This window comes from Ruegeria sp. AB5, from assembly GCF_056542645.1.
In genome coordinates, this window is record NZ_JBQGAE010000022.1 from 15,106 (window position 1) to 37,684 (window position 22,579).

The following is a 22,579-nucleotide window of genomic DNA, read 5'->3' on the forward strand; positions in this document are numbered from 1 at the left end:
TGATGTGGCGACATGTCAATCAATAACAGTCATGTACAATCAGATGAGGGCAAAATTTGATGATTAATGATTGATAATGATTGACAGATGAGCCGAATCTGCGCACGGTTCAGGCAACGGGAGACGCACTTGCACGAAAAAGAACGACATAGAGTCATCCTTTCAGCGGTTCAGGACCGCCCGGTGGTAACCGTAGTTGATTTGTGCAACTTGACGGGTGCATCCGAGGCAACAATCCGGCGCGACATATCCAATCTGCACATGCAACAGAAGCTCCGCCGTGTACGCGGCGGCGCTGAGGCCATAACGCCACCTCAGTTTGTTGGACTCGCCGGTCGGCCCTTTGCGGTAAACGAAGCTCTTAGGATCAATGAGAAGCAAGCCATTGCACGCGCGGCTGTTGGGATGTGCGAAGATGGCGACAGTATCATTATTAATGGCGGCACGACGACGTTCCAGATGGTACACCCGCTAGCCAGCCGTCGGCTTCAAGTTTTTACAAACTCGTTCCCAATTGCTGAGCATTTGCTGAAGCATTCCAAAAATACGGTCATGCTGTCGGGCGGTACGATTTACCGCGAACAAAACATTATCCTGTCACCGTTTGACAATGATGTGACGCGCAATTTCTATGCCAGACGCATGTTCATGGGTGCGCAAGGGCTTAGTGCAATTGGCCTTATGGAAGCCGACCCACTCCTGATCCAAGCCGAACAAAAGCTCATCGGCCAGGCCGATGAACTCGTCGTTCTAGTCGACAGCACGAAATTCAGTCAACGGTCGAGCCTCGTTTTGTGCCCGCTTGAACGTATCTCAACCGTCATCACCGACGTCGGTATCCCGGACAAAGCTGCGGCCATGCTCGAGGCTGCCGATGTGAAACTGGTCGTCGCCAATTCGGGCGGCATTCAAAAAGAGGCGGCCTCATAATCGATTCATAGACGAACTACATCATGTGACCTTGAGGGAGGATCAAAATGAAACGTCGCACGTTTACTTCGGTTGTTGCCGGGCTCAGCCTCGCGGCAAGTATGATGGGAACAACAGCAATAGCACAGGACAACATGCGCATTGCTTTGGTTGTCAAGGCTCTCGGCATCGGCTTTTTCGAAGCCGCAGCTGAAGGTGCCGAAGAGGCTGCTGGCGAGCTTGGCAATGTTGAGATCATTTATACCGGTCCGACCGATACCACCGCAGAAGGACAGATTGAGGTTATCAATTCGTTGATCGCACAGGGCGTCGACGCTATCGCGATATCGGCAAATGATCCTGACGCGGTTGTCCCCGCGCTCAAGAAGGCTATGGATCGCGGTATCACCGTTATTTCGTGGGATTCAGGGGTGGCCGAGGGCGGTCGCCAGATGCACCTAAACCCATCATCGACTGACCTGATCGGGAACACGATCATCAAGCTCGCTGCCGATCATATGCCGGACGGAGGTGATGTAGCGATCCTGTCAGCTTCCGCGACTGCGACCAACCAAAATGCTTGGATTGAGGCAGCAGAAGGGTTTTTGCCGAACTACGAAGGCATCAACCTTGTTGCAACGGTTTACGGCGACGACCTTTCGGATAAGTCCTACCGCGAAGCACAGGGGCTAATGGCATCCCACCCAAACCTGAAAGCAATTATCGCGCCGACGACAGTGGGTATCCTGGCGTCCTGCCAAGCTGTAACCGACGCTGGCAAAATTGGCGAGATCAACGTAACGGGTCTTGGCCTGCCGTCTGAAATGGCGGGCTGCGTAGACTCGGGCGCAACAAAGAGTTTTGCGATTTGGAACCCGATTGATCTTGGGTACTCCGCGACCATGTTGGCACACGCGATTGCGAGCGGGGCCGAAGCCTCTCCGGGCGCTGAAATCCCGATGGGTCGCATGGGTTCCGTAACGCTGGACGACACCAATTCGGCCGCAATGTCGGATCCGTTCACGTATGACAGCTCGAACATAGACCAGTTCAAGTCGATTTTCTGAATTGAACAGTTTTCGGCGCGGGCATTGATCCGCGCCGGAACAACTGCAAACCCTTAGACATCGAAACGAGCCAATGCAGTTGGAGATCAGACCAGACGTGTCCATCCGAGCCGCCTCTGATATCGATCCCCTGTTGTCGCTTGAAGGGATTACCAAGACCTTTCCCGGTGTACGGGCTCTGTCGGACGTATCACTGAAGCTCTACCCCGGCAAAGTAACGGCGCTGATCGGTGAAAACGGTGCCGGTAAGTCGACCGTGGTAAAAGTCCTGACTGGAATATACCAGCCCGATGAAGGCGACATTCGGATGGCAGGCCAACCGGTTCGGTTTCCAACTCCGCAATCGGCTGAAAGTGCCGGTGTAACGGCAATCCACCAGGAAACCGTTCTGTTCGATGAATTGTCCGTTGCCGAAAATATCTTCCTTGGACACGCGCCTAAGGGGAGGTTTGGGCTAATCGATAATAGTGCCATGACCACCCTCGCAAGCGACATACTCTTCAGCATAGGTGCAAAAATAGATCCTGGTGCAACGCTGAAGGACCTGGGCACCGCGAACAAGCATCTGGTCGCAATCGCCCGCGCATTGTCGATCGATGCAAGCGTCGTGATCATGGACGAACCGACTGCGGCGCTCAGTCAGAAGGAAATCGAGGAACTGTACGAGCTGGTTGATGACTTGAAAGCCCAGGGTAAGGCAATCTTGTTTATCAGCCACAAGTTCGACGAGATTTTCCGGATAGCCGACTTCTATACAGTGTATCGAGATGGCCAGATGGTCGGTGAAGGTGCCATCGAGGAAGTAAGCGAACCAGAACTCGTCAAAATGATGGTTGGTAGAGATGTCAGTCAGATCTTTCCAGATCGCGTTCACAACATTGGTGACGAGGTGTTGGCAGTCGAAGGCTATGAGCACCCAACTGAGTTTGCAGGGATCGGATTCAGGCTCTGTCGCGGTGAGATTCTTGGTTTCTACGGTCTTGTCGGCGCTGGGCGCTCGGAATTTATGCAGGCGCTATTCGGGATCACTCGCCCGTCCGGCGGAGAAATAAGAATCGACGGAGTACCGGCAACCATTCGAACTCCGGCCGATGCCGTGCGAAACGGTATAGTTTACGTTCCCGAAGACAGGAGCAAACAAGGTGCCATTGGCGCGCTACCCATCTTCCAGAACGTGACCTTGCCATCTCTATCACGCACGTCCCGCAATGGCTTCATCAGACTTGCAGAAGAATTCAAACTCGCGCGTGAATACACGGAACGTCTCAGTTTGCGCGCAGCTTCCCTGGACACTGAAGTCGGCAACCTGTCTGGCGGCAATCAGCAAAAAGTCGTCATCGCCAAGTGGCTGGCCACGCAGCCAAAGGTCATAATCCTGGATGAGCCAACCAAAGGTATCGACATCGGATCGAAAGCGGCAGTTCATGAATTCATGGCTGAACTTGCTGCGCAAGGACTCGCAGTAATAATGGTAAGCTCGGAAATCCTGGAAATAATCGGCATGTCTGACCGGGTTATCGTGATGCGAGAGGGTCGGATCGCCGCCGAACTGAATACAGCAGACATATCTCCAGAGAGTCTTGTCAGCCACGCAGCCGGAATCGGGGAGGTGGAGCAATGAAACGTATATTCGCCTCACGAGAACTCTTGCTTCTGATTGCCATCGTGTTGCTTCTCGCGCTGATCGCGTCTCGCTTTCCAGCTTTCGTCGCACCGGCCAATCTGGCCGCAGTTTTCAATGACACCTCACCGCTCATCTTGCTGGCAATCGGACAGATGATCGTAATCCTCACAAAGTGTATCGACCTCTCCATTGCCGCGAACCTGGCACTGACAGGAATGGTTGTGTCATTGATCAATATCGCTGCACCAGGACTACCCATAGTCGTGATCGTCGCCATCGCAATAGGGTTCGGCACAATGCTGGGGATGCTTAACGGCATCCTTGTCTGGAAACTTGCCATCCCTCCAATTGTCGTAACCCTCGGTACCATGACCATCTTTCGTGGCGTCATCTTCGTTCTTACCGAAGGCAAATGGGTTAACAGCCACGAGATGAGCGATGCATTCAAGGCAGTTCCGAGAACTGATATTTTTGGATTGCCTGTCCTGAGCTGGACAGCCATTTTGGCCACAATACTATTCTGGATTGTTTTGACGCGAACGACCCTTGGTCGCTCATTCTACGCTGCAGGTGGCAATCCACACGCGGCCACATATGCAGGGATCAACGTCGGCCGAACTCAGTTTTGGGCCTTTACAATTTCGGGGGCCTTAGCCGGCTTTACCGGATACCTGTGGGTTTCCCGTTTTGCGGTTGCCTACGTCGATGTCGCGGGCGGGTTCGAATTGACTGTTGTGGCTGCTTGCGTGATCGGCGGTGTATCCATCATGGGGGGCATCGGCACAGTGCAGGGTGCGCTTTTGGGTGCATTGTTCCTTGGCATCATCGCCAACGCTTTACCTGTCGTGAACATCTCTCCTTTCTGGCAAATGGCGATTTCAGGCAGCGCGATCATTGTAGCGGTTGTTCTGAATGCTCAGGCAAACCGCTTACCAGGCCGCATCATCTTGAAACGCGCGGAGCACGCGACATGACCACCACCCGCAGCATTCCTGACCGCCTGCGTTCGCCACTGGAGCAGAACTTAAAGAGCTGGGAAAGCCTGTTGATGCTGGTCGCCATCGTTATCTTTGTGGCGAATTCATTTGCATCGCCTTACTTTTTGAATGCCTGGAACCTTTCTGACGCGACCTTCAATTTCACCGAAAAGGCAATGGTTGCTTTTGCCATGGCGCTGCTGATCATTTCTGGAGAGATCGACCTTTCCGTGGCAGCAATCATCGCGCTTGCATCTACTGCAATGGGAGCAGCTGTGCAGGTGGGCATTGGCGCTCCGGGGTTGGTTCTGATCGGGCTTTCTGTCGGTCTCTTGTGCGGGGCGTTCAACGGGTTTTTGGTCACGGGGCTCGGTCTGCCTTCTATTGTGGTCACAATCGGTACAATGAGCTTGTTTCGCGGGATCAGCTTCATCGTCCTCGGTGATCAAGCTTATCGTGGTTATCCACCCGAATTCGCTTTCTTTGGGCAGGGATATATATGGTGGGTGATATCGTTCGAGTTTGTTCTGTTCGCCCTTATCGCTGCCTTCTTTGCTGTCATTCTTCACATGACTAATTTCGGCCGAGCGGTTTATGCCACCGGAAACAATTCCACCGGTGCGCTCTTCTCCGGTATTCGTGTTGGACGTGTTAAATTTATCCTGTTCCTTTTGACTGGGCTCATGTCCGGGGTCGCGGCGATTTGCTTGACATCCAGGCTTGGATCAACGCGACCGTCCATCGCCCTAGGTTGGGAACTTGAAATCGTTACAATGGTCGTTCTTGGGGGCGTCAGTATCCTTGGGGGTTCGGGTTCGATTCCTGGCGTGGTGATCGCGGCTTTCGTCATGGGTCTCGTGACCTTTGGGCTGGGCTTGTTGAACGTGCCGGGGATCGTAATGTCGATCGCGATCGGGGCCTTGCTTATCTCTGTTATCGCGTTACCCAAGCTTTGGTCGATGTGGAGGGCGCGTTAATGGAAAAATACGCTTTCAAGATGCAACTCAACCCAGGCTGTAAAGATGAATACAAAAAACGCCACGACGAGATTTGGCCAGAACTGGTGACATTGTTGAGGAATGCAGGTGTGTCGGATTACTCCATCCACCTTGATGAAGAAACCAACACACTTTTTGGCGTACTCTGGCGGACTGAAGGGCACAAAATGGACGATTTGCCTAGCCACGAAACCATGCAACGCTGGTGGGCGTATATGGCTGATATCATGGAAACTAAGTTCAACAACGAACCCGTGGCGATACCATTGATGCCCGTCTTTCACATGTCATGACGCCCGCACACGTCGCGGTAATCGACATCGGCAAGACCAATGTGAAGCTTGCGCTCGTCAACACTTATGATCTCTCGGAGATGGCTGTTACTACGCGGCCAAATACCGTTCTTGAAGGGCCGCCCTATCCTCATTTCGATGTAGAGACGATTTGGACATTTCTCCTTGATGCTCTCGCTAGGTTTCATGAACAGTACCGCGTCGACGCGATTTCAATAGCAACACACGGAGCCTCTGGGGCTCTCTTGGCAGCTGACGGGAGTCTTACTGCTCCGATACTCGACTATGAACACACCGGGCCCGACTTGGTGGCAAACGATTATGACGCGCTGCGTCCTGCGTTCGAGGAAACCGGATCTCCAAGGTTGCCCATGGGTCTAAACCTTGGTGCGCAATTTCACTGGCAATTCGCGCAGGACAAATCGCTTCGGGAACGAACAGCGGCAATCGTTACTTATCCACAATACTGGGTTCATCGGTTGACGGGGGTACTTGCGTGTGACGTTTCTTCTCTCGGTTGCCATACTGACCTGTGGAACCCATTCGAGGCGCGAATTTCTTCGCTGGCTGACCATTTGGGCATCTCAGACAAGATAGCTCCGGCGCGAAAATCTACCGATATGATCGGTACTCTCTTGCCCGACGTCACAGCCCGAACAGGCCTCAATCCGGATACCCGGGTTTTCTGCGGAATACACGATTCTAACGCCTCGCTACTTCCCCATGTGATGCGGCGCGATCCTCCGTTTTCCGTAGTTTCGTCGGGTACATGGGTGATTGTTATGACGGTTGGAGGACCCCAAACGCCGCTGGACCAATCACGCGACTCCCTGGTTAACGTGAATGGTTTGGGCGAACTCGTTCCTTCCGCCCGCTTCATGGGCGGTCGAGAGTACGAAATAATCCAGGCCGGCCAAGCCGCGACCTATGACTCGGCGATCATGGGTGCAATTGCGGATAACGGTCCTCTATTGATGCCGTCTGTGGTGCCTGACAGTGGCCCTTTTCAAGGGTACGCGCATCATTGGATCGGACCAGTACCGGACCGGGGAACCGCAGAGCGCACGGCAGCAGTCAGTTTTTACCTCGCAATGATGACTGCGGAATGCCTATCGATAACTGGCCACAAGGGGACGATCATAGTCGAAGGTCCTTTCGCAACCAACACCGGCTATTGCACGATGCTTTCTGCTGCAACGGGGTGTCCTGTAGAGATGGCCTGCAGTGTAACCGGAACCAGCCAAGGCGCAGCGATGTTGGCATCCCAAACAGACAAACCAATGAAGGGCCCGAATGCCAATCAGACTAAACCCGAAGACTGCTCCGAGTATCAAGCATATGCGAAAAAGTGGCGAGAAGCCCTGCGCGATTGTGACTCTAGAAATGCAAAAAATCAGAATTCATTCAAAAGGCGTTGAACTAATTGGCCGCTAAATCCGCTCCGAAAATCCTTGTTTGGAAGACTGTCATGCAACTACAGCAAATGACGGAATTGGCGGGCGGATTGCAGCCGCCGAAGTCCCAGATGAATGGCAGGTCTGGGCCGTCGATGGCAAGCGGCGCGCCCTTAGCACGAGCGACGCTGCGATTCCGTCAAATGGCATTTTCACAAGGTAAATTTCAATAGGAGCACCGAAAAATCTTCGATGTATTGACGCTGCTCTTAGTGCGATCCTGTGACCAAAGTTCACATCGTATGCCACGCTCTGCAAGCGCCAGAAACACACGGTGTGGGTTGATGCCTGCGGCTTCACGATCAAATGTCAGCACGCGGTTGTCGGTCAAATGAAGTTCGAAGCGTTCGTTGATTTTGGAATACTCGCCATCGCGGACTTTATCTGTGCGGCTGATTTCTTATCGTAATGTCTTCGCAATGTCGCCGAGTGCCACGTCCATCGGTAAGGTTTTGCAAGGTAATGCGACATCCCACATCAGCCTGCCTGCGCCGATAGTCGCCTTCCAATCGCCCGGCGTGTTTTGTCTGACGTCAGGGCCAATGGGATAGTTTGGGGTGATTTGATAAGAGAGGGTTTCTGGCACATCGTAACCACCAAGGAGTGGAGAAGAGACAGAAACCCGGAACCAAGCGGAGCCACGGCGAGAAGGTTGTCAAAGACATTCGTCGTGCAACACGCAAACAGTACTCATCCGAAGAGAAGATCCGGATCGTTCTGGACGGCCTCAAGGGTGAAGGCCGCGTTGCTGAGCTGTGCCGCCGAGAGGGTATAGCCCAGAGCCTGTATCAAATCTGGTCCAAGGAGTTCTTCGAAGCTGGGAAGAAACGCTTTGCTGGCGATACGGCTCGTGCAGCGACCTCGACCGAGGTCAAAGATCTGCGTCGTGAGGTTTGCGATCTGAAGGAAGTGTTCGCCGAACAGGCCCTGGAACTGCGCCTGCTTAAAAAAATATGATCGGTGATGGGGACGACGACGAATGAGATGTCCTGCATCTGAGAAACTGGAGATCATCCGCCTCGTCGAAGGGTTGCATCTCCCGACGAAGCGATCCTTGGACAAGCTGGGTATCCCCAGGACCACCTTCTATCGCTGGTATGATCGGTATCTCGTCGGCGGCCCCGAGGCGCTTGAAGGTCGTGGCCCCACGCCGTCCCGGGTCTGGAACCGCATTCCTACGCCAGTACGCGAGAAGATCAAGGATCTGGATCTGAAGGAAAGCGATCTATCGCCTCGCGAGCTCGCGGTGCGCTTAACCGACACGGATAAGTATTTTGTGTCAGAGGGTAAGGAGGAAGAGTGATCCGTCCAGTGGACGGATCGCCCGACGAACGGGTATCGCATCCTCAGGTTTTACGACCTGATCACAAGCCCGGCCTATGTGGTTCTATCGGCGGCCGACGAGTTCCACGATAAAACCACTCGGTCGAACCAACTTTGGCAGACCGACTTCACTTACCTGAAAATCATCGGCTGGGGCTGGTTCTATCTGTCACCATCCTCGATGATTACAGCCGCTACATCAACGCCTGGAAGCTCTGCACGACGATGAAGTCGGGCGATGTGACCGACACGCTGGACCTGGCGCTGCAAGCCTCAGGTTGTGATCAGGCGACGGTTCTGCATAAGCCCCGGCTGCTCAGCGACAACGGGTCCAGTTACATCTCCAGCGAGTTGGCCGATTGGCTGGAGGACCGGTAGATGGATCATATTCGAGGTGCTCCGTATCATCCGCAAACTCAAGGGAAGATCGAGCGATGGCACCAGACCTTGAAGAACCGCATCTTGCTGGAAAACTACTATCTGCCGGCGATCTCAGGCAGCAGATCGATGCCTTTGTCGATCATTGCAACCATCGACGCTATCACGGGAGCCTACAAAACCTAACCCCGGCCAATGTCTACTTCGGACGCGACCACACCATTCTGAAACAACCAGAAAGGATCAAACGAAAGACCATCGAAATGCGACGCTTGCTTCACCGCCAATCCGCCGCACAATCAGACAAAACAGATGAGACAGACCCTCTCTTGGTTCAGGCCGCCATCTGTTCCAAAATCCCTGACGACGGACAATTTCACGATGCGCTTGACGACCCGTTTTGGCATGATCGCCGAAGGTCATTGATCATTGCCTTCGCCAATGAGACGCACATCAAAAGTAGAACAACGCAGAATGGAAGCGCACCGATAATCATTGAATTGGTTAGCGCCTCCAAACCTCCACCTCCGGCGATCAACAGCGTTCCTATCACAAGTGTCAGCAAAACACCCCAGATGACACGATGTTTAAGGTCCGTTTCTTCGGCACCGCCTGACATGATAGTGTTCATTACCAATATCCCGGAATCGGCAGAAGTAACCAGAAAAGTCATGGTCAGGACCACACACATAATACTGATGATCATCAGAAAATTGCCCGAGATCATCTCATTCAGCGTGACAAACAGGGTTGCCGTCGTTGAGGCTGCCAGGATCGCGCCGTTCGCATCACCATTTAGTTCCAGATCAATGGCCGAGCCACCAAGGATCGTCATCCAGCAAAAGCAAACAAGAGATGGGGCAACAACTGCCCCCAGAATGAACTCGCGTACTGTGCGCCCTTTCGAGATACGAGCAAGGAATAAACCCACAAAGGGTGAAAAAGCAATCCACCAGGCCCAGTAGAACGTCGTCCAACCCGATTGCCACTCAAATAGCCGCCCTTGGGTGCCCGCATCGTAAGCTGCGGTTTTGGTCGCTTCGGCTAGAGCCGCCGCATCATCACTCAACGTTTGTAGAAAGGTCTCTTTTGTTCCCCAGGCATCTGTTGCTCCTGCAAACAATTCAGCTATGAAAGGCGCCGCTTCGACTGGCAGGACCGATGCAAATTCCTCTCGCGACGCCGGGCTGTGGGTTTGGAAACTAAGTGGAATGAAGTTGATGATGTAGTCGATCAGCGCTTGAAGGTATGTTGTCATCGCAAAGGAAAACGACCCAAAGGCTATGAACACCGAAAGCAGAACCAACGATAGTATCAGATTAAGGTTGGACAAGTATTTTACACCACGTCCTACACCGGAAACGGCAGACAAGGTCGACATGGTCATGACCAACGCCAATGCTGCAATCAGACCGGCGGTCGAAGGTTTCATCGCGGTCTCTGCATTGTCCGTTAACCATTGCATACCCGTAATCAGAAATGCGCCGTCGACCAGTTGAGACACCCCATAGCCGATGGTTACCGCCACCCCGAGTATTGTGGCCACAACCCCGAGGATGTCGATCACATGACCAATGACTCCATTTACATGTTCCCCCAAAAGAGGGGTCAACGCCGAGCGGATCGTCAACGGCATGTCACGGGTGTAGGCGTAATATGCCAGGCTTAAACCAGTAACAACGTAGATAGCCCAGGCATGGAAGCCCGTGTGCAGGAACGTGTATCGGTATGCCCCTTGAATGGCCTCTTTGCTCATGGAATTCACCTCGCCCGAAATGGTCAGCGGATTCGTTTCCCACAGGCCCAGCGGCTCAGCCGTTGCGTACACCATCAGGCCCACACCCAATCCCGCGCCAAACATCATAGAGAACCAGGAGAAGTTAGAGAATTCAGGCAATTCATCATCTGCGCCAAGCCGCATGCGCCCAGTCGCCGGGATGAGCGCGACGATAAACAAAAAGAAAGCAAACAGCGCTACTGAAAAATCGTAGAATGTATTGAATTCAAACAGCAACCCTGACTTCCAAGATCGAAGAGTTTCGTTCGCCGAGAAAGGCCAAATCAACGCCCAAATGACCAATACCGACACCGAGAGCTTGCTGACCAGGGCAATTGGCAGATTGTACCCTTGGTAAAACCCGGTCGATTGCGTTTCTATTTTGAGGTCTGTGAAGGGGTCCTCAAGCGCCATTTTTTTCCGGTCTTAAAGATTTCAACTACTTCGCACGCAGGACTGTCGGTTTTTGTCCCGCACAGATTTGCGCCGAAGGCTTTTAACATCCAAAATATGGGTAAGGACTTCAACACCTTTCACTCGGTTGAAGCAACTTTGCCACTGTTTGGTTGACCCAAGCCGCTCAATTTATAATGTATTTTTTCCTTATTCAATGCGGCCTAGTGACGACGGGACGGGAAATGAACGGCACGCCGAACAAAACAACTAGTTTGACAAAGCGGCCAATCGCGCAGCGCGACATTTTTGTGGGTCTGGGTTCCTCGCCACCGTTGGGGTCGGCGCAGCATTCTGTTGATGATCACGGATCAAGGCGATAAAGACGGCCCATTGCTGTTATTGGCCACTGCAGCTCAGTTCTGCGGTCGCAACCCGCTTTCGGGACATTCGCTGCGTATGCAAATTCGCAAGATACTCGAATTTGCACATCGCTGGACACAGAAGAAGTACATGCGGAAAGACGCGTGGCGGGTTTGCTCCATAGCGGTGTCGTCAAGGGGCGTGTTCGCGCAAAAAGACGCGAAACCTGAGGCTCGCTTTTCGATAGACTAGGTTTCCGCGCCTAACCTAGTTCGGAACAATCCTTACTTCCTTTATACAAACTTCAGGCGTTTCTTCTAGCACTATGGCAACTTTCAATTTCTTTCCGGTTGATCGATCTAGTATCGATATGGCGCTCCCGTTTTTCGCGAAATGCTCATCTCCCCATGCCATTAAAGCGAGAAGGGTCAGACCGAAACTCATGCCGATTTCTGACAGCGCATACCCGTATCTGGTTCTGGATGTGCCTTCGCGGTAGGGCACGCGCTCGAGCATCTTGGCATCGACGAGACGCTTGAGACGGTCCGTCAGGACAGATCGCGGTATACCGATGTCCGTGCGGAAGTCATCATATCGCATCACACCGTAAAACGCCTCGCGCATAAGCAGAATTGTCCAGCGATCTGAAATGATATCGGTCGCGAGGGCTGCCCCGCACTTGTCTATGGGAACAGGGGATTGTCGACGATACGTTTCACCTGAGTTTGACATTCGGTTTTAGCTCCTGTACTCACTGCCTGAGTTCACAATAGGGTTTCAGCTCATGTCTGCAATATTGTTGATACTTGCTGCGAAGATCATAGTGACAGTTGTTCTTGTGACGGGGCCGTTTTTACTTTGGCCGCAGCGCCGGCTTGAGATCATGACCGGCGTCTCCGCTGCGTCCGCGACCCTTTTCAGGCTTTATGGAATGGCCGCTGCAGCTTTGCTCGTGGGCTACGGCGTAGGAATTTGGCAAAGCATGAACGGGGTATTTCCCTGGGCGGCTGTGCTTATGGGCATCGTGTCCAATGTCGGGGCTGCGGGAATTCTGGCTTTTGCTCCCTCCGTATCGTCACGGGCCTATGCTACCATTTTTGGGACGGTTGGCTTTTTTCTCATCTGGGCAGCACTGAGCCCAGCTGCCGCCATCCAACCCTTGCTGTCCGAGTAGCAAGACGAATGCTTCTGTCGAACAATCCGAGGCCAAGACAATATGGCTCAAGTCATTTGTCGCAGGCCGTCGCCTCCCTAACCCAAGAAAGACCATAGTTTTGCGTGTTGCTGACACTAACATCAGACTCCCGGCCATTTGGCTGTTCATCCTGCTCGACACCATCTTTCGCGATCTGCACCAATTCGTTATGCCCGGTTTTCTCGAAACCATCATGACGGGCCAGTTCAATGGCTTGGAAATCACTCCGATTCTGATGTTGATCGGTGGTGTCGTGGTCTCGGTACCAATTTCCATGGTGCCGCTGTCACTTGTGCTAGAGCGTCGTTTCACCCAGCCACTCACATTCGTGCCAGCATTGATCGCGACGATCACCATGATCCCAACCGCACCCATCGATCTGGATGACGCCTACCACCTTGTTCTTCAACTGACCGCCATGTTGGCAATCGTTGTATTGGCTTGGAGGTGGAAACCGACACCGACAGTGTACGATGTGCCCTACACCTGACCCCAACCAAGAAGGGACGAACCCATGACTAATATCAACCTTCCTCTCATACATGGGAAAAACCAGCCTGAGGTTTCGGGCATCTTGGCAATACCCATGCGCTTATGGCCAATCATGGCCTGGATCATGCTCTATCGGTGGTGATCGAGCTTCGGGCGTCTCTAGTCAACCAATGCGCCTACTGTGTATCAATGCACGCAAGGAAGGTGTTTCACCAACCAAGCTGGATACACTCGTTGTCTGGCGAGAGGTGGGCCATTTCCCGCAAGCCGAACAGGCGGTCCTCGCCTGAACCGAAGCGCTTACGTACCACGATAGGGACACGGATCTGTCAGACCTTCGGCGGGATTTGCGAGAGCACTTTTCTGATGAAGAGATCTCGGTTATCACGGCAGACAACGGCAGGATCATTCGTTGGAACCCGGTTTAGAAGTCAAGACACTGACTCTGCATTGTCCGGCAATTCTTACGATGACAGTGAGGCCCGCTGAGCTGGGTCCACTTTCAAGGCACTTAGAAACGCGCCCTCCGTGACAGGGGCCGGTCTCAGTACGGACTCCAAAGGAGGCTACTTTGAAAAACGTAATCACTTTCGCAAGGCTCACCGAAGTTGAACCCGCCGAGATTGCAGATCACATGTCCGACCCTCGAGTCGCTGAGCACATGCCGCTTTTAAACTTTGGGTGGGAGGAAAAGGTCGCCGCTGGATTTGTCTCCAAGAAAGAGGACTGCTGGGCACGTGATGGTCTTGGGCACTGGGCGTTTCTGGTCGACGGGAAATACGTCGGATGGGGCGGGTTTCAGAAAGAAGGAGACGAGTGGGATTTCGGCCTCGTACTGCGACCGGACTCATTCGGTCTAGGACGGCGCATCACAAAGAAGGCCATTGAGTTCGCCAAGTCGGACGACCGCATTCCGTACGTAACGTTTCTGTTGCCACCGTCTCGTAAGAACTTGAGTGCGTTTCGTAAACTAGGAGCACAGCAAGTCGACGCGATCGAGTACGCTGGGGAACGCTTCCTCAAATTTCGTCTTGAAACAGATTAGGCGCAACGCGTGCTCGTGGTGATCGCACCAATGACGATGACGCTAGCGTAACATCCGAGTCGGAGTCCCACTCGTGCTCAGATGAGGACGGCCCAATGCGGTCATTCGTCCTTGATCACCCTCGTTGCGGTACGACTCCGGGCTTATGTATCAAACGCACCAAGTCAGTCTTCGCGCTGATTTCTTTCGTCAATCTCAACTACAGTTTAGCCCTTTTGTTCGCCGTCAATCCGTTGAAGATGAACGTCCACGACAAACACCAGATTGAGTGGATTGTCCCCGCCCTGCATTATCTTTTCTTTCAGATCTTGGAGACACGCCGTCGTTTAACATGCATAAACTTGTTAAAGATCAGGACCTGTCATCCAACCTCATTGAGCAAATTGACGTGCCGTAGACGTTGAAAGCAAAGCCAAGGAAATTGGCCGTGGGCCGCGCATAGCGATCATTGGTGATTTCATGCAAGATCAAATGTCTTGGGCATTCGTGGTGATAAATAACGAAGATCGCTACGATCTCTTGGTCGAGGGCGATAACTTGTTGCGGCACATCGTGAAAGAAGTTGCAAAGGCCTTAAGTGCCATTGTTGAAGGTGCATGACAGCAGGTCGGGCACTCAACCAAAGATCGCTTCACACAACACCCGTTGTACGTTGAAGAGCGGAGTAGCAGGGCACAAAAAATAGTGGCCAAAAGAAGCTACCTATTCATCAAAGTAGGCGTTGTGCGTCGTGTAAATTGCCTGGATCGTTGGAGTCAACCGCTCAAGATGCGTGCGAAGGACTTGATCAGCCGCCTTTGCATCACCGTCAAAAAGATTCTTTAAGAGAGATTGATGATCCACATACAAATCATCCATTGCCTTTTTGCTGGTCAGCGCGAGCATACAAAGGCGATCAACCTGCGCTTTGTTCTCGGCAATAATTTCAAACGCAAATTCTTGTTTGGCCGAGGCACAAAGTAGTTTGTGAAACTGGTAATCCAGTTCATGAAACAAGCTGACATCTTCCGCTGAAATTGCTTCCGCCTGTTTGCGAAGGTTCGCTTTCAATGCCGCGTCTACCGACTTGTCGCGATCTAACGCGGCCGCGCGGATAACTTCCAGTTCGACCGCAGCACGCACGAAGCGAGCGTTCGCAATGAGCTGCCGGGAGAACGGCCTAACAACTGTTGCACGTTGTGGTCGCACCAACAGGAGATTGAGGTTGGCTAGCCGTGTGAAAGCCTCTCGCACAGGTTGTCGTGAGAACCCGAATGACTTTGCGACTTCCGTTTCGGATATCTTTGTCCCAGGGAGCAGTTCCAGCCGGGTGATTTGTCCAAACAGTTCGTCAAAGACGACATCGCTACTCGTCGTGCGCTCAAGGGTTCCCAATGCTACCATTTTTTGTGTTCCAACCTCTGTTTGACAGCATTGTGGCAGATCAACGAGGTAAATAATAGATTAAAATTGGATACTAGACGACAATATTTTTCCTGTTTTTAATGGAAAAACATAAAGTGAAAAGAGATTTCATAAAGTTTTATGTTGACTAGTATCCCAGTTTTCGTGTTGTGTATGCCCATAGCGAGGGCGGAGCAATTCAGCTGGCTGGGAGGAAATCAGATCATCCAGATTTGGGTGAGTTCTGATCTGGCATAGCCATTTGCAAGGTTGCGAACGCGATCACCAGTCATAGACGACTGGTCCGAAACAAGATTTGAACCTGATCTGGGAGGATAGAATGTTCAATTTTTCACTGAAGACGATGGCCGTGACGGCTTTTTTGCTAAGCGGGGTTTCAACCGCGCAGGCTGATGTCACACTGCGCGGCGCGAGCATGTTTGATGAAGAGCATGCCTTCACTAAGACTCTGCGAGAGTTCGAGCGCCTGGTCGCTGAAAACTACGATGGCGAAGTGGAATTTGATCTGCGCCTGAACGGTGAGCTTGGGGTGGAATCTGACTACGTCACCTACCTCAATCAGGGCGTTGCAGTAGACTATACGATCCTGGCCCCGTCCAACATGGCCGTATTCTCAGAGTCCATTCCTTTGATGGACATGCCTTTCCTGTTCCGTGATCTTGAACACTGGGATGCAGTACTTTCGTCGGATGCGTTGAAACCTCTTGAGGATGATCTGCGCGAAGCTGCGGGCATCGTGATTGTCGGGTATCACGGCGGCGGCGTAAGGAATCTCGCGTCTGCTGAGCCCATCACAAACATGGAAGAGCTTGCAGGACACCGCATGCGCGTTATGGGGGCGCCGATTCAGGCGCAGACGTTCTCTGCTGTTGGCGCAGCACCATCTGCCATCGCCTACAACGAAGTCTATAACGCAATCCAAACAGGCGTTATCGCCGGGTTCGAGAACGAAGCAGCCTCGATCCAGAACCTGAAGTTCTACGAAGTCGCGCCGCATGTTTCATTGACCCAGCACACGATCACTGTGCGTCCAATTGTGATGTCAGCGAAAATCTTCGATGAACTGCCAGAGGACCTGCAAGCTGCCATCATGGAAGCTGGTGCTGAAGCCGGTGCATATGGTCGCGCGCTAGAGAGCGGTCAGGACGGTGAAAAACTTCAGGCAATGATCGACGCAGGTCAGATCGAAGTGCATGAGTTCGAGGGCCGCGAGAAAATGCTGGAATTGGTTCAGCCGGTCCAGGATGCCTATGCTGAAGAGCTGGGCGCGACAGAGCTGCTCAATAACGTTCGCGGAATGTAATCTCCCGGCTGACGGGCGGGTGAGTCTTCAAGCTCGCCTGTCGGCACAAATTCCGATGCGCTTGGTGCGTCACATTGCGATGTAGGGCAGGACATGCTTGGAAAGTATCTGGATAAGTTCTGCGCTGGGCTTCGCATATTGCTTGGCGTGATGATGGGGGCATTGGCGATTCCGGTCGCGATGCAGGTTGTCTCTCGCTACACTGGTTTGATCCCAACCTACCTTTGGACCGAAGAGCTGGCGACGTTCCTTTTCGTCTGGATCGTGATGATCGGTTCGATTGTTGCTGTCTGGGACGGCACTCATTTCGACGTTCGGATTACCCGGAATGCTATGAGACCGCTGCCACGTTTGCTTCAAGACGGCATTGTGTACGTTGCCATAATGATTTTTGGCGCGTTCTTCGTGCTTTACGGCATCGAATACACCGAATTTGGGGGCAACCAGCGGTCGGTAATGATGCGTGCCAATCTTGCGATTACGCACATCTCGGTCCCGATTTCCGGAGGTTTTTGGTTTCTCTTGTCGAGTTACCGGTTATCCGAAGCCGTCGCTCAATATCTTAACCGAAAGAGCAACCAGGCATGATCCTCGATACTGCAACTGCCGCCACGATGCTTATTGCTGGCTTTCTGGTGCTGATATTTATTCGTGTTCCAGTGGCTTTCGCATTGGGTTTGGCGACTCTTCCAGTTGTTCTGCTTGAGTTGCGACTGACGCCGTTCATTGTGCTAGATCGGATGTTCCAATCCTATAACTCGTTCATCCTACTGGCTGTTCCATTCTTTCTGTTGGCAGCCAACCTGATGAATTCCGGCAAGGTAACCGACCGGCTGATCGAACTGGCGCGTGTGCTAACTGGGTGGATGCCCGGAGGATTGGGCCACGTGAACGTCGCTGTATCAATGCTGTTTGCAGGCATCTCCGGGTCTTCTACTGCGGACGCGGCTGGCATCGGGAAAATTCTGATCCCTGCCATGCAGAAAGAGGGCTATGACACGCGGTTTGCCGTCGCTATCACGGCCTGCTCTTCGGTTATGGGTGTCATCATCCCGCCGTCGATCCTGATGATCGTCTGGGGGGGCGTCATGCAGGTCTCTGTCGGCGCTTTGTTTCTGGGCGGTGCGATTCCGGGCCTTATGATTGGCTTTGCCTTAATGGCTACGGTCTATTGCTTCGCAAAAACCCGCAATTACCCGGTTACCGCGACGCCGAATTGGGGTGAGTTCTGGGCCGCGTGGAAAGGCGCTGCACTGGCCCTTTTGACACCAGTCTTTGTGATTGGCGGTATTGTAGGCGGTCTCGTCACACCAACTGAAAGCGCAATTATCGCGGCGGGATATGCGCTGATCTTGGGCATGTTTGTCTATCGGACGGTCACACCCAAAGACTTGGGCTTCATCCTCTATGACACGGCAAGGTTTGCGGCCATCTCGCTGTTTGCAATCGGTACTGCGTCGGCATTCGGTTGGCTACTGTCATTCTACGATGCGCCGCGTCTTATCGTCGGCGTCTTGACCGCTTGGGAGTTCGGCGCTTTTGGAACAGCTATTTTGATTGCCCTGCTGTTTCTGCTTTTTGGCCTGTTTATCGATGCGATCCCCACAATCATCATCCTTGGCACGGTTCTGATGCCGGTGGCCCAGGCAGGTGGGGTTGATCCAATCGCCTTCGCCATCATTGGTATCGTCTCACTTGCCTTCGGGCTTGTGACGCCGCCCTACGGCTTGTGTCTACTAATTTCTGCAGCGATCGGCGGTCTAAACGTCGTGCAAGTCCTGCGTGAGGTTGTGCTCATCCTTGCACCAATGCTGGTTATCCTCATTCTGTTGGCTGCATTTCCCGAAATCATTCTATGGCTCCCAAAGACAGTTATGCCGGCGGCGTTCAGATAATGGCGTCTCGGTTCGCGTCCCATGCGCAATCCGAGGGCAGTCAAGCCAAGCCCATGACAAAAACGAAACTCGCGCTTCGCAATAGGAAGGATCGACATGAAACTTGCAGGTAAGACCGCCATCGTAACCGGAGGAGGCCGTGATATCGGTCGCGCCGTTGCAATCAAACTCGCCTCTGAAGGCGCAAATGTCGCGATCAACTATTTTTCCAGCTCGAATGGCGCGGAGGAAACCGTTGCAGCAATCGAAGCCAACGGCGGTAAAGCGATTGCCTTGCAGGGTGACCTGAACAAGAAGGCGGACGTTGACGCGCTGGTATTCCGCACTGTCGAAACCTTTGGTGGGGTAGACATTCTGGTCAACAACGCCGGCGGTTTGATCGCCCGCAAAACTATTGCGGAAATGTCTGTTGAGCATTGGGACGCCGTCATGACGCTGAATCTGACCAGCACATTCCTGATGACCCAAGCTTGCTTGTCCAGGATGACGTCGGGGGCTATTGTCAACCTCGCAAGTCAAGCCGGGCGCGATGGCGGTGGGCCGGGCGCCGTCGCCTATGCCACTGCCAAAGGCGCGGTCATGACCATGACACGCGGTTTGGCAAAGGAGGTTGGTCCTGACATTCGTGTAAATGCGCTTTGTCCCGGCATGATCGACACCGATTTTCACAACGTTCACACGCCTGATGCTGGTCGCCGTGGCTTTGAAGCAAACGCGCCGCTTAAGCGTCAAGGTCATGTGGATGATGCAGCGAATCTCGCCTTATTTTTGGCATGCGAGGACAGTGCTTTCATTACCGGTGCAAACATTGATCTCAATGGTGGTATGCTGTTTTCCTAGTACTGAAGGAGATATCCTGTGTCAGATTTCCCGATCGTTTCTACCGGCGAAAATGTCACTCGGCAGGTGCTGTCTGATCATCCTGACCTCATGATTGTCGCCTTCCGGTTCCTGGCGTCCGGGGCGATTGGTGTCCTGCACAGCCATCCGCATGTTCAGGCGACCTATGTCGAGAGCGGACGATTTCGTTTCTCGCTTGGCGGACGCGAACAAGAGTTTGGTCCAGGCGACAGCTTTGTCATCCCATCAGGCCAAACCCATGGCTGCATATGCCTGGAACCCGGTAAATTGGTCGACAGTTTCACCCCCCGACGCGACGACTTTCTGTAACTGACATGCGTTTCTTGGCGATCGGAGAGTGTATGGCGGAACTTGCCCCATCAGACCGGGCTGGAGAATTCAGACTTGGCTTTGCAGGCGATACTTTCAACACAGCATGGTATCTTGCACAGGCCGCATCAGGTATCGACGTAAGCTATTTTACCGCTATCGGGGACGATGCAATTTCGCAGGATATGCGGTCGTTCATGAAAGATAGTGGAATATGTGATGCACACGTCCAGGTAATTGCCAGCCAGACTGTTGGGTTGTATCTCATCCATCTTAACAATGGTGAGCGCAGTTTTTCATATTGGCGCACCGACTCTGCGGCCAGGAAACTTGCAGTGGACCAGATTGCGCTTGAGCGAGCGATCGGAGAAGCAGATTTAATTTACTTTTCCGGGATCACGCTTGCCATCCTAGATCCACAATCCCGCAAAACGCTGCTTGATGCATTGAGCCATGCACGTGCCGTCGGAAAGACTGTTGCCTTTGACACAAACCTTAGACCACTGCTTTGGTCGACTACGCAGGAAATGACAGACACCACTATGGAGGCTGCGGCGCAATCCGATATCGTGCTGCCATCTTACGACGATGAGGCCGTATGGTTCGGGGACCACGATTCAATTGCGACGCTGAACCGATATGCTGAGATTGGGGTGGATAAGATCGTCGTCAAAAACAGCGCTCAGCCAGTTACCTTTCAAAAAGACGGTCAACGCGGTGCGTTGGACGTTGATCCTGTGACAGGCGTTGTCGATACCACCGCGGCAGGGGACAGTTTCAATGCAGGTGTATTGGCAAGCGTCTTAAGGCACGATGATTTAACTGCCGGAATACGGCAAGGATGTCGCCTTGCAGGTCACGTCATCCGCCGCAAAGGCGCTCTCGTTCCCGTTGATGTCAGTCTCGGGACAGATGAGGCGGGACTATGATCCCTTGCAATCTAGGAGCAAGATCATGAAAGAGACTTGGCGGTGGTTTGGCCCTTCCGACGCGATTTCGATTGGCGAAATCAGGCAAACCGGCGCAACCGGCATCGTCTCAGCCTTGCATCATATTCCAACAGGAGAGGCTTGGTCAGTCGAGCACATCATTGAACGGCAGAAACAGATTGAACAGCCCGGCGGCGTTCCATCTGGGATGACTTGGGATGTCGTTGAAAGCGTGCCGGTATCTGAAGCAATCAAATCGCAAACCGGACCGGTTAGCCATCACCTTGAAACGTACAAGGAAACACTACGCAATTTGGCACGGTGCGGCATTTATACGGTCTGCTACAACTTTATGCCCGTGCTGGATTGGACGCGGACAGACCTAAGCTATGCGTTGCCACATGGTGGGCACGCAATGCGGTTTCATCTTTTGGATTTTGTTGTATTCGATTGTTTCATCCTGTGCAGGAAGGGCGCAGAGCAAGACTATTCAGCCGAGATCGTAGAAGCCGCAGAGGCCCGTTTTGCAGATCTTGGTGATGGAGATCGCTTGAAGCTGTCGAACAATATCGTCGCTGGTTTACCGGGGGCAAACGACAATTGGTCTCTTGAGGACGTGAAACGTAACCTCGACGCATACATCGGTGTGACGCCGGAAATGCTCCGGTCCAACTTGGTTGATTTCCTGTCCGAGGTGATCCCAACGGCTGAAGATCTCGGCATCCGTCTATGTTGCCATCCTGATGACCCGCCCTTTTCTTTGCTTGGGCTACCGAGGGTCATGTCGTCGCAATGTGATTACGCCACCGTTCTGGATGCCGTCGAAAGTCCGGCAAATGGGGCAACGCTTTGCACCGGTTCGTTAGGTGTTGATACAGAGTTCGACCCCATGTCTTTCATTGCTCAGCTTGGTCATAGAATCCATTTCGTACATCTTCGCAATACGATGCGCGACAGTCCAAGCGACAAACACCGGCATAGTTTTTATGAGTCCGAACATCTGGCAGGAGACACCGATATGGTTGCAACGATCCGCGCCTTGTTGGCTGAAGAACAACAGCGTCGAAGTCAGGGACGATCAGATTACGAGATTCCCATGCGACCGGACCATGGCCACGCCTTGCTGAGCGATCTCACTCTTCCCTCACAACCCGGCTACCCACTCATAGGCAGAATGCGCGGTCTCGCCGAACTGCGCGGTGTGATACATGGCTGCAACTAGATGCTTATCTGTGTTCAACGCCACTATTCGCTGTTTGTTTGCGGGAGTCTTCCCTCGCGGACAGAAAAGACCGTTTGCCTGATTTGATAGAAGCCTTTGAGTTGCAATTGACGAGACCCGTGCGCTCGTGAAAGACCCAATGGATCAAAATCAAATTCTGAGCTGTCGTCGAACGGCAAAACTATTCGTTGCCCGACAGTCCCTCTGATCACAAAATTCATAAAGCTCGGGCTTAACGGGAATTGTTCTTGGAGAACTGTAGGCGACCGCGCAGCGATAACAACGCATGACTGACTTGGCATCTTACCCCAATTACTTCAGATAGGTGTTGAACCAATCAACGGTACGGTTCCAGGCTAGGTTTGCCA

The 22,579-nt window shown here is 52.8% G+C and carries 22 protein-coding genes and 1 pseudogene; 20 read left to right on the forward strand and 3 right to left on the reverse strand.

The features are described 5' to 3' along the window. Positions 1 to 129 precede the first annotated feature (129 nt). The 8 genes and pseudogenes from ACR0L4_RS21970 to ACR0L4_RS22005 form a co-directional block, all read left to right on the forward strand. Positions 130 to 930: a DeoR/GlpR family DNA-binding transcription regulator gene (locus ACR0L4_RS21970; RefSeq protein ID WP_480515165.1), complete on the forward strand. Its 801-nt coding sequence runs from the start codon at positions 130 to 132 to the stop codon at positions 928 to 930. A 47-nt stretch (positions 931 to 977) separates the two neighbouring features. Continuing rightward, positions 978 to 1,976, forward strand: coding sequence for a rhamnose ABC transporter substrate-binding protein (rhaS, locus tag ACR0L4_RS21975; RefSeq protein ID WP_170751272.1), 999 nt, complete (start codon positions 978 to 980; stop codon positions 1,974 to 1,976). Positions 1,977 to 2,049: 73 nt separating this feature from the next. Further along, a complete protein-coding gene (locus ACR0L4_RS21980; RefSeq protein ID WP_480515167.1) occupies positions 2,050 to 3,597 on the forward strand; it encodes a sugar ABC transporter ATP-binding protein in 1,548 nt (515 codons plus the stop codon). Then, on the forward strand, positions 3,594 to 4,574 hold the full coding sequence (locus ACR0L4_RS21985) for an ABC transporter permease (RefSeq protein WP_480515169.1): 981 nt from the start codon (positions 3,594 to 3,596) through the stop codon (positions 4,572 to 4,574). The genes ACR0L4_RS21980 and ACR0L4_RS21985 overlap by 4 nt, the downstream gene beginning before the upstream one ends. Next, positions 4,571 to 5,554 (forward strand): ABC transporter permease, encoded by a 984-nt coding sequence (locus ACR0L4_RS21990; protein ID WP_480515172.1) that lies wholly within the window; start codon positions 4,571 to 4,573, stop codon positions 5,552 to 5,554. Before ACR0L4_RS21985 ends, ACR0L4_RS21990 begins: the two co-directional genes overlap by 4 nt. Next, positions 5,554 to 5,868 carry an L-rhamnose mutarotase gene (rhaM, locus tag ACR0L4_RS21995; protein ID WP_170751281.1) on the forward strand — a complete coding sequence of 105 codons (315 nt, stop codon included), beginning with the start codon at positions 5,554 to 5,556 and terminating at the stop codon, positions 5,866 to 5,868. The genes ACR0L4_RS21990 and rhaM overlap by 1 nt, the downstream gene beginning before the upstream one ends. Further along, positions 5,865 to 7,286: an FGGY-family carbohydrate kinase gene (locus ACR0L4_RS22000; RefSeq protein ID WP_480515174.1), complete on the forward strand. Its 1,422-nt coding sequence runs from the start codon at positions 5,865 to 5,867 to the stop codon at positions 7,284 to 7,286. The genes rhaM and ACR0L4_RS22000 overlap by 4 nt, the downstream gene beginning before the upstream one ends. Before the next feature lie 639 nt (positions 7,287 to 7,925). Continuing rightward, a pseudogene (locus ACR0L4_RS22005) lies at positions 7,926 to 9,319 on the forward strand (IS3 family transposase); the annotation flags it as partial. Between the two features lie 80 nt (positions 9,320 to 9,399). Here the strand turns inward: ACR0L4_RS22005 and ACR0L4_RS22010 are convergent. Together ACR0L4_RS22010 and ACR0L4_RS22015 are read right to left on the reverse strand one after the other, a co-directional pair. Next, positions 9,400 to 11,214, reverse strand: coding sequence for a BCCT family transporter (locus tag ACR0L4_RS22010; protein WP_480515176.1), 1,815 nt, complete (start codon positions 11,212 to 11,214; stop codon positions 9,400 to 9,402). Positions 11,215 to 11,823: 609 nt separating this feature from the next. Further along, entirely contained in the window at positions 11,824 to 12,288 is a 465-nt protein-coding gene (locus ACR0L4_RS22015) for a winged helix-turn-helix transcriptional regulator (RefSeq protein ID WP_170751289.1), read from the reverse strand. Between the two features lie 91 nt (positions 12,289 to 12,379). On the opposite strand from ACR0L4_RS22015, the gene ACR0L4_RS22020 reads away from it, so the two are divergent. The 5 genes from ACR0L4_RS22020 (at position 12,380) to ACR0L4_RS22040 (ending at position 14,888) form a co-directional block, all read left to right on the forward strand. Further along, positions 12,380 to 12,730, forward strand: coding sequence for a hypothetical protein (locus tag ACR0L4_RS22020; RefSeq protein WP_170751291.1), 351 nt, complete (start codon positions 12,380 to 12,382; stop codon positions 12,728 to 12,730). A gap of 100 nt (positions 12,731 to 12,830) precedes the next feature. Continuing rightward, positions 12,831 to 13,241: a DUF6326 family protein gene (locus tag ACR0L4_RS22025; RefSeq protein WP_480515179.1), complete on the forward strand. Its 411-nt coding sequence runs from the start codon at positions 12,831 to 12,833 to the stop codon at positions 13,239 to 13,241. 104 nt (positions 13,242 to 13,345) lie between these two features. Beyond that, on the forward strand, positions 13,346 to 13,732 hold the full coding sequence (locus ACR0L4_RS22030; protein ID WP_170751295.1) for a carboxymuconolactone decarboxylase family protein: 387 nt from the start codon (positions 13,346 to 13,348) through the stop codon (positions 13,730 to 13,732). An 82-nt stretch (positions 13,733 to 13,814) separates the two neighbouring features. Continuing rightward, the gene (locus ACR0L4_RS22035; protein WP_170751297.1) at positions 13,815 to 14,288 is read left to right on the forward strand and encodes a GNAT family N-acetyltransferase; all 474 of its coding nucleotides are present in this window, start codon (positions 13,815 to 13,817) and stop codon (positions 14,286 to 14,288) included. A gap of 459 nt (positions 14,289 to 14,747) precedes the next feature. Continuing rightward, a complete protein-coding gene (locus ACR0L4_RS22040; protein ID WP_170751299.1) occupies positions 14,748 to 14,888 on the forward strand; it encodes a hypothetical protein in 141 nt (46 codons plus the stop codon). Positions 14,889 to 14,990: 102 nt separating this feature from the next. Here the strand turns inward: ACR0L4_RS22040 and ACR0L4_RS22045 are convergent, their stop codons facing one another. After that, positions 14,991 to 15,671: a GntR family transcriptional regulator gene (locus ACR0L4_RS22045; protein WP_170751301.1), complete on the reverse strand. Its 681-nt coding sequence runs from the start codon at positions 15,669 to 15,671 to the stop codon at positions 14,991 to 14,993. 340 nt (positions 15,672 to 16,011) lie between these two features. On the opposite strand from ACR0L4_RS22045, the gene ACR0L4_RS22050 reads away from it, so the two are divergent. The 7 genes from ACR0L4_RS22050 (at position 16,012) to uxuA (ending at position 22,211) form a co-directional block, all read left to right on the forward strand. Next, positions 16,012 to 16,995: a TRAP transporter substrate-binding protein gene (locus ACR0L4_RS22050; RefSeq protein ID WP_170751303.1), complete on the forward strand. Its 984-nt coding sequence runs from the start codon at positions 16,012 to 16,014 to the stop codon at positions 16,993 to 16,995. Positions 16,996 to 17,088: 93 nt separating this feature from the next. Next, positions 17,089 to 17,583 carry a TRAP transporter small permease gene (locus ACR0L4_RS22055; protein ID WP_480515182.1) on the forward strand — a complete coding sequence of 165 codons (495 nt, stop codon included), beginning with the start codon at positions 17,089 to 17,091 and terminating at the stop codon, positions 17,581 to 17,583. Next, complete coding sequence (locus tag ACR0L4_RS22060; protein ID WP_480515185.1) at positions 17,580 to 18,890, forward strand: TRAP transporter large permease; 1,311 nt, start codon at positions 17,580 to 17,582, stop codon at positions 18,888 to 18,890. The genes ACR0L4_RS22055 and ACR0L4_RS22060 overlap by 4 nt, the downstream gene beginning before the upstream one ends. A 96-nt stretch (positions 18,891 to 18,986) precedes the next feature. Then, positions 18,987 to 19,730 carry a 3-oxoacyl-ACP reductase family protein gene (locus tag ACR0L4_RS22065; protein WP_170751309.1) on the forward strand — a complete coding sequence of 248 codons (744 nt, stop codon included), beginning with the start codon at positions 18,987 to 18,989 and terminating at the stop codon, positions 19,728 to 19,730. An 18-nt stretch (positions 19,731 to 19,748) separates the two neighbouring features. Beyond that, a complete protein-coding gene (locus tag ACR0L4_RS22070; protein WP_480515187.1) occupies positions 19,749 to 20,060 on the forward strand; it encodes a cupin domain-containing protein in 312 nt (103 codons plus the stop codon). Between the two features lie 5 nt (positions 20,061 to 20,065). Beyond that, positions 20,066 to 20,989, forward strand: coding sequence for a sugar kinase (locus ACR0L4_RS22075; RefSeq protein WP_170751311.1), 924 nt, complete (start codon positions 20,066 to 20,068; stop codon positions 20,987 to 20,989). Positions 20,990 to 21,014: 25 nt separating this feature from the next. Further along, complete coding sequence (gene uxuA / locus ACR0L4_RS22080; RefSeq protein WP_480515189.1) at positions 21,015 to 22,211, forward strand: mannonate dehydratase; 1,197 nt, start codon at positions 21,015 to 21,017, stop codon at positions 22,209 to 22,211. Positions 22,212 to 22,579 lie beyond the last annotated feature (368 nt).